General features: G+C 38.2%; 10 protein-coding genes. 2 read left to right on the forward strand and 8 right to left on the reverse strand.

The genetic code is table 11. From position 1 onward, the window contains the following. Positions 1 to 7: 7 nt before the first annotated feature. Positions 8 to 2,434: a phenylalanine--tRNA ligase subunit beta gene (gene pheT, locus B154_RS0109135; protein WP_018613616.1), complete on the reverse strand. Its 2,427-nt coding sequence runs from the start codon at positions 2,432 to 2,434 to the stop codon at positions 8 to 10. 257 nt (positions 2,435 to 2,691) lie between these two features. Between pheT and B154_RS28105 the strand changes: the two genes are divergently transcribed. After that, the gene (locus B154_RS28105) at positions 2,692 to 3,537 is read left to right on the forward strand and encodes a carbohydrate-binding family 9-like protein (RefSeq protein ID WP_018613617.1); all 846 of its coding nucleotides are present in this window, start codon (positions 2,692 to 2,694) and stop codon (positions 3,535 to 3,537) included. Positions 3,538 to 3,604: 67 nt separating this feature from the next. On the opposite strand, the gene B154_RS0109145 is transcribed toward B154_RS28105, so the two are convergent. The 5 genes from B154_RS0109145 to B154_RS0109165 all read right to left on the reverse strand — a co-directional run bounded on the left by B154_RS0109145 (position 3,605) and on the right by B154_RS0109165 (position 11,316). Beyond that, positions 3,605 to 4,378 (reverse strand): 3-keto-disaccharide hydrolase, encoded by a 774-nt coding sequence (locus B154_RS0109145; RefSeq protein WP_018613619.1) that lies wholly within the window; start codon positions 4,376 to 4,378, stop codon positions 3,605 to 3,607. A gap of 96 nt (positions 4,379 to 4,474) precedes the next feature. Beyond that, positions 4,475 to 6,493, reverse strand: coding sequence for a c-type cytochrome (locus B154_RS0109150; RefSeq protein WP_018613621.1), 2,019 nt, complete (start codon positions 6,491 to 6,493; stop codon positions 4,475 to 4,477). 13 nt (positions 6,494 to 6,506) lie between these two features. Continuing rightward, a complete protein-coding gene (locus B154_RS0109155; RefSeq protein WP_018613622.1) occupies positions 6,507 to 8,378 on the reverse strand; it encodes a 3-keto-disaccharide hydrolase in 1,872 nt (623 codons plus the stop codon). A gap of 552 nt (positions 8,379 to 8,930) precedes the next feature. Then, positions 8,931 to 10,973 (reverse strand): alpha-ketoacid dehydrogenase subunit alpha/beta, encoded by a 2,043-nt coding sequence (locus B154_RS0109160; RefSeq protein WP_018613624.1) that lies wholly within the window; start codon positions 10,971 to 10,973, stop codon positions 8,931 to 8,933. Continuing rightward, a complete protein-coding gene (locus B154_RS0109165) occupies positions 10,963 to 11,316 on the reverse strand; it encodes a phage holin family protein (RefSeq protein WP_018613627.1) in 354 nt (117 codons plus the stop codon). Before B154_RS0109165 ends, B154_RS0109160 begins: the two co-directional genes overlap by 11 nt. A gap of 143 nt (positions 11,317 to 11,459) precedes the next feature. Here B154_RS0109165 and B154_RS0109170 point away from each other — a divergent pair, with 143 nt between their 5' ends. Continuing rightward, entirely contained in the window at positions 11,460 to 12,278 is an 819-nt protein-coding gene (locus tag B154_RS0109170) for an SDR family oxidoreductase (RefSeq protein WP_018613629.1), read from the forward strand. Positions 12,279 to 12,421: 143 nt separating this feature from the next. Here B154_RS0109170 and lysS read toward each other — a convergent pair whose 3' ends face one another. After that, positions 12,422 to 13,960: a lysine--tRNA ligase gene (gene lysS / locus B154_RS0109175; RefSeq protein ID WP_018613630.1), complete on the reverse strand. Its 1,539-nt coding sequence runs from the start codon at positions 13,958 to 13,960 to the stop codon at positions 12,422 to 12,424. A 95-nt stretch (positions 13,961 to 14,055) separates the two neighbouring features. After that, positions 14,056 to 14,301, reverse strand: coding sequence for a hypothetical protein (locus B154_RS0109180; RefSeq protein WP_018613633.1), 246 nt, complete (start codon positions 14,299 to 14,301; stop codon positions 14,056 to 14,058). Positions 14,302 to 14,337: the final 36 nt, after the last annotated feature.

Genomic DNA, 14,337 nt, shown 5'->3' on the forward strand with positions numbered 1-14,337 from the left:
TAGAGAATTATTTTCTTATCTCGGCACCTAACTCTGTTTCAAAACCTTTAATCAGCCGGTTCATCATAGCATCAATCTCTTTATCTGTCATCGTTTTTTCCTCATCTATAAAAGTGAAACTCAGCGCCATCGACTTTTTATTCGTTCCTAACTTTTCACTTTCAAAAATGTCAAACAATTGGACATTCTGTAATTTAGATATTTTCAACTTTTCAACTACCTGTTCCAAACCATTAAAAGTGATATTTTTATTTACAACTATCGCAAGGTCTCTCTGTACAGCAGGGAATTTTGATACTTCTGTATAAGTAATTTTTTTAGAAGCCACTGACTGAAGCAGCAAAATCCAATCAAAATCAATATAAAGCACAGGCTGCTTTACATCGAACATTTTTAGTTTATCGGAAGAAATTTCGCCAACAGTTACTAATGATTTATCTCCAATTTTTGCTGATATCGAAGTTAAAAATCCCGTTTCGTGTGTTGCTATAAATGGAGGAGACTCTAATCCACACAATTTTATTAAGCCATCAGCAATACCCTTCGCAAGGTAAAAATCACCGTTTGCAGATTTGGATTTCCATGAAGCAGGTTTACTTTCGCCGGTAAGATACAATGCAAGATGCTCCTTCTCAGTATAATTGCCCACTCCGGTGGAATGATAAGTTTTCCCGAATTCGAAAAAAGCGAGATCCTTGTTTTTCCTGTTTAAATTATAAGCTACCGTTTCCAATCCGGTTTCAATCATTGACGGACGCATTACATCTAAATCAGAACTTAAGCTGTTAATCATTTTTACCGTACCGGACAAAGTTTCTGCACTATAATACTGACTGTTTGTGATGGAATTGGTAACAATTTCGCTAAAACCGAGACCAGTGAGGTAGCCTGCGACTTTCTCCTTCAGATTTTCTTTTAAAATGTTTTCATCAGAAGATGGAGATATTGTCATCATACCAGATATCTCTACATTATCAAGACCATCTATTCTTAGAATTTCTTCAACAATGTCGGCAGGCAAACTAATATCATGTTTGCTAAAGGGGACTGCAACCGTTAATTCATCTTGCGTTTCCTTTATAATGTCAAAACCAAGACTTGTCAGTATCCTTTTTACAGTATCGGCCTGGTAATTTTTTCCACTTAATTTTTTTAGGTAACTGTACCTTATAGTAATTTTTGTCTTCTCCTCTGGCGAAGGATAAACATCAATAACATCAGACGAAATTTCTCCGCCTGCCACTTCTTTAATTAGTAAGGCCGCACGTTTTAAAACATCGACAACATTTGAAATGTCTACACCTTTTTCAAATCTTGCAGCCGCTTCGGTTCTCAATCCATGCCGGAAAGATGTTTTTCGAATGCTTGTAGGATTGAACCAGGCGCTTTCAAGAAAAATACTTTTTGTTTCCTGCTTTACACCGCTTTTTGCACCACCGAAAACTCCGGCAATACACATGCCTTCTTCTGCATTGCAAATCATTAAATCTGTACTGTCCAGCTTTCTTTCCTTTTCATCAAGCGTTATAAATATTTCGTCCTGCGGCAGGTCTTTTACTATAACCACGCCTCCTTTTATAGCGTCTGCATCAAATGCATGCAAGGGCTGTCCCGTCTCATGCAAAACATAATTGGTAATATCTACAATGTTATTAATAGGCCTTTGACCTATGGCAATTAATTTATCGCTTAACCACTTAGGGCTTTCTTTAACCGTCAGCCCCGTTATTGTTAACCCTGAGTAGCGCTTACAATCTTCCCTATTTTCAATAATTACTTTTATTGGGTAATTATTATTGTCTGCTTTAAAACTATGTGGAAAAGGACTTTTGGCTTTTACATCTTTTAATGTGTGATGGGAGAGGTAAGCACACACATCTTTCGCCACCCCAAAATGACTCATTGCATCCATTCTGTTTGGCGTTAATCCAATTTCAAAAATCCAGTCTGTATATGGTTTAAAATACTCGGCTGCCTTCATACCGACCACAACATTATCAGGTAAAACCAGTATTCCCTCGTGACTTGTACCCAGTCCAATTTCATCCTCAGCGCAAATCATCCCCTGGCTTTCTTCACCTCTTATTTTTGCAGCTTTCATAGTAAGCGGTTGGCCATCAACAGGATAAATTGTTGTACCAATAGTTGCTACCAAAACTTTTTGTCCCACAGCAACATTTGGAGCTCCACAAACAACTTTCAACGGTCCGCCATTACCAATATTTACCCTTGTAAGTTTCAGTTTATCCGCATTGGGATGTTGTTGGCAGTCAACAACCTGCCCAATAACTACGCCTTGTAAACCACCTTTAATACTTTCAAATTGTTCAAGGCTTTCAACTTCTAACCCTATTGAAGTTAAAATTTTTGAAAGCTCTTGTGGTTCAATTCTTTCAGGAAGGTATTCGCTTAACCAATTATAGCTAATTGTCATTTACACTACTTTTTTGCAAAATGCAAATATAGCAGGGAAAGCCCAAACCGCTAAAGAGGCGTGAACAATACGAATGGAATAATCAGCATAATCTGCAGTTATTCGCTATTAATATTGTTATGTGTCACGAATTGTGACGGATCATCTGTAGGGAAACTTAAATTATTTCAGCATCCTGTTTTCATTTGTCTCCGTAACACTTTAGATATTAGTAAGGATATGCTACTTTTAATGAAACAAGCCAGAAAAATAAAAAGATGAACGAAAAAACCCCAAACAGCGGTAACGAGAACGGGATTACGAACTATTGGTGTCGTAAAATTGAAAAGGGAATTGAAATTAATGGAGACCTCAATAAACCAGAATGGAGCAACTGTGAAAAGTCTGGGAGATTTGTAGATATGGTAACAGGTGAACCAGGTTTATTTGATACACGGTCGGCAGCTTTATGGGACGATGAAAACTTGTACATCGCTTTTTGGGCAGAAGAACCGTTTGTGGCTGCTACTCAAAAAGAAAGAGATTCTATTGTATTTCTGGAAAATGACCTTGAAGTTTTTATCGACGGCGGAGACTGTTACTACGAACTTGAAGTGAATGCATTAAACACCGTTTATGAAGTATTTTTTATATGGAAAGATGCTTATAAAAAAGGCTGCAGGTTTGATGTAGCTGAATTTGATGTATTTAAAGAAAAGGCAATGACATTTGGCGGAGATTATGACCGATCTGGTGAATCTTTCTGGTGGGGCAGAAATCCAAGAGGACTAAGATGGGCCTTTCTGGATTATGATATGCCGGGATTAAAAACAGCAGTTAAAGTAGATGGAAAAATTAATGATCCGGGGCATGTTGATAAAGGATGGACACTTGAAATTGCCATACCGTGGAAAAGCATGAAGTGGCTGGCCAATGGAAAATCGCTGCCGCCGAAAGAAGGAGACATATGGCGAATTTTTTTAGGGAGGTTCCAAAAAATGACTCCTTCGGGACAGGAAGTACAACCACATCCGGCCTGGGTACTAAGCAAGCACGGCGTTTATGACACGCACATGCCGCAATGTTTTCCATACATACATTTCACAAATGAAATTGCGAAATAATAATAAATAAAATGGACGAACCAATCATGGCTCGTCCTTCATAAAAAGAAAAAATTCAGCTGTTACTTTACAAAGGCCTTACCCAAATGTTACGATAACTTATAGGCTCGCTTTTATCGCCGTGGGCTTGTAATTTAATTGGGGCTGGTCCATGCTTGCGATAGGAAGGTTGCCCGATATATGGAGTATCTCCTAAAACGTTAGTATTGTTTTGTACAAGAATTCCATTGTGAAAAACAGTAACCCGTGCAAGGGATTTTAAAACTCCATGAGAATTAAATTGAGGAGCAGTCCAGATAACATCATAGGTCTGCCATTCACCTGGTTTACGACATGCGTTAACCAAAGGAACAGACTGTTTATAAATACTACCCGCCTGCCCATTTACGTAAGTAGGATTTTTATAATTATCCAGCACTTGCAACTCATATCCGCCTGCACCCCATGGAAGAGCTGCGAGGAAGATCCCACTGTTACCGCGCGCTTGTCCTGACCCGGTTATATTAGCAGGTATCCGATATTCGATATGCAGTTGATAATCAGTAAATGTTCTTTTTGTCTGAATATCTCCGGTTGCTTTATTTACAGTCATTGCATGATCAGCAACAGTCCATTTAGCAGCAGTAGAGTCTTTAGAGGATATCCATTGATTGAGGTTTGTACCATCAAATAAAACAATCGCATCAGAAGGAGCATCACCGTACGCGGCACCCGGTGTGATTACCGGAGGAATGGGCAAATAAAATTCAGTTTCTTCAGGCCTCATCTTTTCAGGTGTCTGTGCATTAGTTATAAATGAAGCGCAGATTAAAGAAACTGATAAAATCGCAATTTTTCTCATGTACTTTTTATTTTTAAAAATTCAATATTAGGTAATCTCTTTTATTAATATTCCAATTCCTTTAAACGGTATGATAGTTAACGATACGCAAAATAGTTATTTTGATTTTTCCAATGATTTTATCCATTCCGCAATTTTACGTGCTTCTTCATTTGGAACCTGCGGCATTGGAGGCATTGGAGTTGAATAATCAGGCCAATGCTCAGGTTTTGGATTGTGAATTAGCTGAATAATTTGTGCAACTGTATACTTTCTTTTGGCCACATCTTTATAAGCCGGTCCTACCTGTCTTGTATTGGCGTTATGACAGGCAAGGCAAGTATTTTTTTGAAGCAGGTTTTTAACATCGTCGTAAGTGGGCGCTTTCGCTTGTGTTGCTGCTTTGGCTGACGATTTTTTTATACCGGCGTCAGCTTTATCTTCATCTGCCGAAGCTGCATTCCCTTTTGCAGATGCTTCCCTTTTTGATGTCGTAGCAGAAATTTTTCCCTTGCCTGAGTTTTTAGTACTTACTTGTGCCAGTGCAAGTTTAGCACCTTCAGGAATATTGTTTAAAGTATAATAGGCTACAGGATGCACAAGTGAATTTGAATTTTCCTGATCCTGTATTCCGTTTAAAGTAATGGTATGAATGTAATACCTGCGAAGATTATCTACAATTATCCTGGCTTTCATTCCATCGTCTGACACCTTCACTCCTTTTACAATACATTTTTGCGTATTTACAGGAGGACTACCATAAACTCCCTGGTATTTATATATGTAGCTCTCAACAGAATAGGATGATAAATCTTCGGCATATTTTTCATTAACCGGCTTTGTAAATTCAATTTCAAAACCATCAGGCATTGCCCTTACAGCTCTCATTTCAAACGGTATGCGGTTGTTCCATACTAACCTCTGAATACCCTCTGTCGCTTCTCCCGCCGATCCCCAACCGCGGTTAGTTTCTCCTGCAAACAAAGAACCATCTTTTGCCCAGGTTAAACGGACAATACCGGATTGGAAACCACTTCTGAATGCAAAGGAAGCGCCTTGATATTCTCCATTCACTTTTTCCATAAATACGCGGTCAATCATACTTTGTCCCTGATCTCCGACGAGCAACTGGCCTGCAAATGGTCCGAATGTTCCTTCAGGTATTTTTACAATTTCTGAGTTAGAAATACCTAAAATGCCATGTGGCAACCAAACCGCTGGCAACTGCAAATCAGGAACATCTTTTTTCATTTCAAATTCTGTTACAAATTTTTTAGTTTCACTATTCTGCGGTTTTATCTCCTGGCCATCCTTATCAAATTCTATTGGCGGAGGAGGATTTTTTGAAAATATGTCCTCCTGCCTCACTTTTACTGGCGAGTTAGGCATATTAGCCCACACTAAACTTGCAGGATGACCCATAAAGGCTCCTTTTCTTATAGGCATGACACTGCCTGACCCCACCCAGTCTCCCTGGTTATCAGTGTAAAATAATTGGTCATCAATCATACTAATACCACAAGGTGAACGCATGCCTGCTGCCCATGGCTCCATGCTTCCATCTTCCTGTATACGCAGTGCCCAACCTCTCCAAGGTGCAAGGCTTCGCATATGCCACCATGCCGGAGGACAGGTACAATTTAGGGTTACAAAGAAAGAGCCATCAGCAGCTATTTTAGGTCCATAGCTGTACTCATGATAGTTGCCTGTTATAGGCCATGCATAAACCGTTTCATAAACATCGGCTTTGCCATCCATATTAGAATCTACCAGTTTGGTAAGTTCTCCGCGTTGGGCACAATACAATGCTCCGTCTTTATAAGCTACGCCAAGCACCTCGTGCATACCCGTTGCAAACTTTCTAAAGAAGGGATGCTGGCTGGTAGGATTTTCAACAATAAACACATCACCCCGGCGGGTAGTTGCAGCCAGGTCTCCATTGGGTAATGTACAAAGTCCGCCAACTTCCAGTATTACACCTTCAGGCGCCGGCACTCTCATTATTTTAAAATAATCTTCTTCTTTTGCTGACTCTGACTGCGACCATCCTTTTACAGTAAAGCCTGTTATGGCAACCGTAATCAGCATAAAAGCAAGACTATTTCTGTAAAAACTATTTTTCAATGAATAAATCATATCTGCTGTTAATTTAAAAAAGGATAGAATAACTTACTTTATTTTGAATGGGAATAATTATTTCTTTGTGCCCGTTTGCATTGCGAATGACCGGCTTTGCATTGCCCCCGTCATCAATTCTAATGTAATATGTCTTGTCATTTAAAAGATACAATCCATCAGAAACAGTTTCAATATTATTTGCTTCTGCGAGACGCACGTATAGATTAGGCGTAGCAGTTTGCAGTGATATTTCCCGATGGATTCCCTGGCTATTCGGCAAAACACGGGTTACATCATTTACCATTGTATTGTAAATGATGTAACGAAATGCCGGTCTGTCGCTATCATCTAAAACATAGCCTTTTGGACGGTAACCGGTGCCTGAAGTATCTGCAGACCAGGCTGCATTAGAAGAAATAAGTTTTTCTAATGCAAGCAAAGGTTTACCAAATCGCTGTACCATTCCTACCGGGCGACTTGATCCATCGCCTCTTGAATGCCACATAGGAGTCGCATCTAAAAAGCCTCCACGCCAAACCTGTACAATCATTCCTTTATCCATGTCATATGTATAATGAACCTGCTGAGTACTGCCTACATTTACTGCATGTGTTACCTTAAATGTATCAATATCAACAAAACTTCTCAGTATAGTATTTACAGGGGCATTAATTAAAATAGGATCAATTGCTTCTCCTGATGCAACGTTTGCATCACTTATCACGTATTCGCGGATGCCAGGACCGGCAACGGCTAAGCCAAGTGCAGGTTTAGCAAAATCAACAAACTTAGAATACAACAACTCAAAAGGAAAATCTCCGGCTGGTAATGTAACCTTACCGGTTGCTCTCCCCTGCCCTCCTACCGGTATTACCGTTTGATCTTTTATTTTTAATAATCCCTTGCCACCCGGGGTACTTAAGTTAAAATTATATTCGCCTGCTTCCTTTACCCTCATTGTACCTGTATACCGTATCAGGAATTCATTCTGAATGTTGTTTACATTTGAAGAAAGAATAACTGATGTTCCTTTAGCTTCAGGTGGCAAGTTTTTGTAATCAGGCTCTGCTTCATATTTACCTTTATAAATCGAATACTTCAAATTCAAAAGCTCCGGGCGAGGCTTATCGTAAGTAGTTATTTTCACGTTTCTGAAAGCAACCGGACCGTGATCACCCTGAAAGCGCAACGGACCTTTTGCTACTTCATCAGTACCCATAGCTCCGCGGGTAGGTCCTGACATTTCTACATTTTCCTGGATGGGAACTCCATTTAATTCCACCCGTAATATTTTAGCATTATCAGTTTTCTTGCCCTGTGCATTAAATTGCGGAGCCTGAAAAGAGATTTTTATGTGTTGCCATAATCCCGGCGCACGGCTGGCATTTTGCCTGGGCGCATGCCCCTCATAACCTTTCTGCCCTTCTGGCTTGCTTTCATTCCACCGCTCGTAAATGCCTCCGTTATCACCAGCTTTTGGATTAATAACTCCCCAGCTATCAAGCAATTGAATTTCGTAACGTCCCTGCATATAAATTCCGGAATTAGATCCCAAAGCCATCATATAATCCAATTCCAAATCCATATCTCCATGTTGAAGATTTGAAATAAGATCTTTGCCGGGACTACTTTTACTTGGAAGATTTACCAAAACACCTGTTCCTGGTGTAGTGTTTAAGACTTCTTTTTGAGTAATAGAACCTGTAACATCGCCAGCAAGTTTCCAGGACGGACCAGGGCTTTGAAAAAAAGAGAGATCTGCAAGAGGCAAGGTATTTTGAGCAAAAAGCTTTTGAAAGCTTACCGCACACATAATACACAAAATAGATAATCTTGCAAAAGATACTGTTTTGAAATTGCATTCAAAAAAATTAACCACATGCTTCATTTGTTTCAGCGTCATAATAATTAAAATATTATAGAGAGTTTTTTGCCAGTTTCAAGATCAAACGTATTGGATACTGAAGAGTAAGAATTATAGCTTATTTCTATAGAAATGGATTTTTTTTAATTACTTATCTTCAAAAAATATCAAAAGGAAATTATTCAACTTATATTATCGCTTTACAATATTTCTAAAGCACTTAGTATTATTGTAAATTTCAATTTTGATTAAGACATTTTTCGTTTCAGAATGTATACTACTATCGGTTATGCAAACGTAATGTGAAGAAATGGCAGGCATATCTACATTTTAAATAAAGAAAAAAATATTGATGCGGCAAGTTATTAATTTAACAATAAAGAATCCTACTAATATTTATCAAAAACTGAAACTATTTTAAGAAAAAAAAATTCGGAATAAATGTAAAAAAATAAAAAGCTTAGTAAAATCTTATTGAATTTATAATTTAAGCTTATGCAGCTCACTCAAAAAACAACTCAATTTCTATTAGATTTCAGGGCTTTACATTCACCTTTCTCATTTCAAAAAAACTTTTGCAAATAATCTTCCTTAATAATTCAACAGCTTTTGAATGTAACTATGCAAGCGGCTGTCGGCCATAAAATTTTTTTCTAACTCCGCATTAAAAGGAACAGGTGTATCTAATGAAGCACATCGCATTACCGGAGCATCTAATAGCTCAAAACAGTGTTCACAAATCCATGCACTTATTTCGCCGCCTACGCCACCTGTTAATGTATCTTCATGCAGTACAAGCACTTTTCCAGTATGGTTGACAGAAGCCTTTATGGCATCGTAATCAAGAGGTAATAAAGTTCTGAGATCAAGAACATCGAAGGAAACTTCGGAATGTTGTGCAGCATAATCAAGAGCCCAATGAACTCCAAGCCCGTAAGTGATTATAGAAATATCATTTCCTTCGCACACCTGCCGAGCTTTACCTATTTCGGTTTCAAAATATACTTCATCTACGTCACCGGTTATTTTTCTGTATAACGCCTTATGTTCAAAAAATATGACAGGATTTGGGTCATTGATAGCAGCAATTATTAACCCTTTGGCATCAGCCGGAGTTGAAGGATAAACTACTTTCAGTCCCGGCGTATGTATAAACCACGCCTCATTACTTTGGCTATGAAACGGCCCTGCATTTACAGTTCCTCCTGTAGGCATTCGAATGACAACGTCAGCGTTTTGTCCCCACCGGTAATGAATTTTTGCAAGGTTATTTACTACCTGGTTAAAGCCAACAGAAACAAAATCTGCAAACTGCATTTCCATGACGCTCTTAAATCCTTCGAGGCTTAGACCCAATGCTGCACCAACAATTGCACTTTCGCATAAAGGTGTATTTCGCACTCTTTCTTTTCCAAATTCATTTACAAAATCTTCGGTTACTTTAAAAACTCCTCCATAGTCTGCAATATCTTGTCCCATCAAGACAAGGTTATCATTGTTCCGCATCGATTGCTGCAAACCTTCGCGTATGGCATCCACAAAACGAATATCACGTACAACATGGGAACCGGAAGAAGTTTCAGATTTGCGAATATGCTTATGAACAGAAGATTTTGTTTTTTTTGGTAAAGATGAATAGAATACATCATGTAACTCCTCGCTGGTATCTACAGCCATTGCTGTTGCATGAAAACCTATTGATAATTCTTTCTCTATATATTTTCTAATTTCCGTTTTTACATTCTCAATCTCATCGGGCAGAAACAGTTGTTGTGACAAAAGATATTCTTCATATCTTTTTATCGGGTCTTTTTCGGCCCATTCTTCAAAAAGTTTTTCAGGTACATACTTTATTCCACTTGCTTCCTCGTGGCCCCTCATTCTAAAGGTCATACATTCTACCAGGTAGGGCTTTTGTTTTCTGATGCAATATTCCCTTACTCCGTGAATAGTGTCATAGACCTCCAAAACATTGTTTCCCTCTATTCTTACACCTTCCATTCCATAACTCCTTGCTTTGTCTACCAGACCGTCGCATCTGTATTGCTCGTGAACAGGGGTACTTAACGCATAACCATTATTTTCTATTACGAAAATTACCGGAAGATCCCATACTGCCGCAACGTTCAATGCCTCATGAAAATCACCTTCACTTGTGCCGCCATCTCCTGTAAAAGCAAGCGATACCTTTTTTTCTTTTTTCAATTTATACGCTAAAGCAACTCCGTCTGCAATGGCAAGTTGTGGACCTAAATGTGATATCATTCCGCAGATAAAATGTTCTTTAGAACCGAAATGAAAACTTCTTTCCCGGCCTTTACTATAGCCATTTTTGTTGCCTTGCCATTGCATAAACAATTTGTGCAAAGGCATGTTGCGCGAAGTAAAAACGCCCAGGTTTCTATGCAAGGGCATAATCCATTCGTCGTTCTGCATCGCAAGGGTTGCGCCAACAGAAATAGCTTCCTGACCTATGCCGCTAAACCATTTACTTATTTTACCCTGGCGTAACAGCACCAGCATTTTTTCTTCGATAAGTCTTGATAGTAATAGATTTTTGTACAATTGCCACAGCAATTGTGGTGGAATATTTTTACGGTCAAAAAACATAGTGCAATCTTTATTATTTTCCATCACCGCCTGTCAAACCTTCAATTAAAGAAGTAACAATTGAAACTAATAAGCTAAATAAAAGTGCCGGCCACCATCCGTCGACGCGAAATCCGGGTACCAGATCGGAAGCCCATTTTATAATAAGGACATTTATAACAATAAGAAATAAACCTAATGTGATAATAGTAATGGGAAGAGTGAGAAAAATAAGAATAGGCTTAATGACATTATTAAGAAAAGCTAATACAAGTGCAAGAATGAAAGCAGTGCCAATACTATTTATATGCACTCCTGAAAGTAAGTAAGATGCTAAAAGTGCAGCAACAGTAGTTATTAAAAGCCTGGTTAAAAATCTGCTGGCCATTGTTAGTAATCGGATTATTTGTTCAAATTATTCAACATGCATTCCTTTTCCTGCTGATTTACTTATGTTTTCATTCATCTAATTTACTTAAAACTTTTTAAGGCATTAATTGTTACTTTAAATTACAGTATAAATTGTTTGCCATGTCCTTTCAAAACAGAACTGCTTTTATAACCGGCGCAAGCCGGGGCATTGGAAAAGCTATTGCATTGCGACTTGCTGCTGACGGTGCTAACATTGTTATTGCGGCAAAAAGCACAGAAGAAAATCCAAAACTTGGCGGAACTATTTATACTGCCGCTGCTGAAGTAGAAGCAGCAGGCGGTAAAGCTTTACCAGTGCAATGCGATATACGCGATGAAATACAGATACAAAATGCAGTGAATGAGGCGGTCGAAAAATTTGGCGGCATTGATATATTAGTGAATAATGCCTCAGCTATATCATTAACACCAACGGAGCAAACAGATACCAAACGATTTGACCTGATGCACGATATAAATGTAAGAGGAACTTTTTTTGTCAGCAAGTCTTGTATTCCTTATTTAAAAAAAGGAACAAATTCTCATATCTTAAATTTATCTCCGCCAATTAATCTAAACCCAAAATGGTTTGCCTCTCATGTTGCATATACCATAAGCAAATACAACATGACAATGATAGCGTTGGGACTGGCAGCAGAATTAAAAAAATACAATATAGCCGCCAATTCTTTGTGGCCTAAAACAACCATAGCAACTGCGGCTGTTAAAAATCTTTTAGGTGGAGACGCACTTATAAAAATGAGTCGCAAGCCGGAAATAATAGCTGATGCGGCTTATTACATTTTGAGAAAACCATCAACCGAATGTACCGGAAACACTTTTATTGATGAAGAAGTTTTAGCTTCGGAGGGAATAACCGATTTAAGTAAATATGCTGTAACAGAAGGAGGAAAACTTTACCAGGATTTATTTGTGTAATAACATTTTATTTATTCCAAGTTTTCAAGCCCTTATTAAAACGCCTTTTTTAAAATTAAGCTTCAAAAAAGAAGACTGAAAAAATTTTATCTTTTTCAATCTTCTTTAAAGATTTAGCTTAATTTTTAAAACTTGGTTTAAGTTTATTCTTCAGTTTTTGCTTCATCCATTTTTTCAGGCCGCATTTGAGGGAACAACAAGACATCTTGTATTGATGGCTGATTTGTCAATAGCATACATAACCTGTCTATTCCTATACCAATACCAGATGTTGGTGGCATTCCATACTCTAATGCACGCAAAAAATCATAATCTATAAACATTGCTTCATCATCTCCTCTTTCCATCAGTTTTACCTGGTCTTCAAAACGTTCTCGCTGGTCTATAGGGTCATTTAATTCTGTATATGCATTGGCAATTTCTTTTCCATTTACCAATAATTCAAAACGCTCAACAAGCCCAGCTTTGCTACGATGCTTTTTTGTAAGCGGGCTCATCTCAACAGGATAATCTATAATAAACGTAGGTTGATTATAATGCTCCTCGCCTTTTTCACTAAACAATTCATCAATCAGCTTGCCCTTTCCCATGCTTGGCTCGGTGTGAATATGCAGTTGCCTGCAAACATCTCTTAAGCCGTTTTCATCCATTTCACTCACGTCAATGCCCGTATGTTCTTTAATCGCATCGTAAATACTTACACGAGGATAGGGCGCCTTAAAGTCAATTTCTATATCGCCTACCATTGCTTTTGTAGTACCATTTACAGCAACGGCTATCTTTTCCATTAGCTGCTCGGTAATATTCATCATCCACTCGTAATCTTTATAAGCAGTATAAAACTCCAAAACGGTAAATTCTGGATTGTGTGTTCTGTCCATCCCTTCGTTTCTGAAGTTGCGGCTAAATTCATATACCCAATCAAATCCACCTACTATTAAACGCTTTAAATAAAGCTCGTTTGCGATACGCATATAAAAAGGAACATCCAATGCATTGTGATGCGTAATAAAAGGCTTGGCAGCCGCACCACCAGGAATGCTTTGCAAAACAGGCGTATCAACTTCAAGGGCGCCTCTTTCATTAAGAAACGCACGTATGGCATTCATAAGTTTTGTACGCTTAACGAATACTTCCTTTACGTGAGGATTGACAATCAAATCAGCGTAACGCTGCCTGTAACGAAATTCAGGGTCAGTAACAGCATCAAAAGTGTGGCCTTCCGCTTCTTTTACTACCGGAAGTGGTTTTAAAGATTTTGTTAGCAAAGTAAACTCCTTAACATGTATCGAAGTTTCTCCGGTCTTTGTCGTAAATACGTATCCTTTTACTCCAATAATATCACCTATATCGAGCAATTTCTTCCAGACCTGGTCGTACAGCGTTTTGTCTTCATCTGGACAAATCTCATCGCGTTTTAGATATATCTGTATTTTGCCTGCGCTATCTTGTATAACGGCAAAAGCAGCTTTACCCATATCGCGTATGCTCATTAAACGGCCTGCAATACACACATCAGCAAAATCTGCTTTATTTTCTTCTCCCTTATAATTTTCTTTTATATGTACGGAAGTAGTATTAACGGGATACAGAGGGGCAGGATAAGGATCAATTCCTAATTTTTGTAATTCTGCTAATTTTTCTCGCCTCACTAGCTCCTGCTCACTTAAATGCTGATTCATAATAATTAAAATATTTTGAAGAAGCGCAAAATTAGGGATTTAACAATGTAAAGAAGCTTTAGATGTTGAACGATTAGCAGTACAAAAGAATATTACTATAAAGAAAGCAGAACTTGCCATGCTTCATAAACTTTTCTTTGTTTCAACAATTCTGCCGCATATCTATGTAATTCAATTTCCATTTCTTCCGGCGTGAGAGAATAATATTGAAAAATATTTTTGAGTGTATTATCGTCAAAAGAAGGATCTACCACAGGAAGCTCTTCGATACCAGATAGCAATTCAAGCATATCCGATGTTAGTATACTACTGTTTTTTATGTTTCCTGGTAACTCTATCATAAATGGGTAAGAAAAAAATGTTTTGTATTTGATATT

Source organism: Segetibacter koreensis DSM 18137 (assembly GCF_000374045.1).
Taxonomy (GTDB): domain Bacteria; phylum Bacteroidota; class Bacteroidia; order Chitinophagales; family Chitinophagaceae; genus Segetibacter; species Segetibacter koreensis.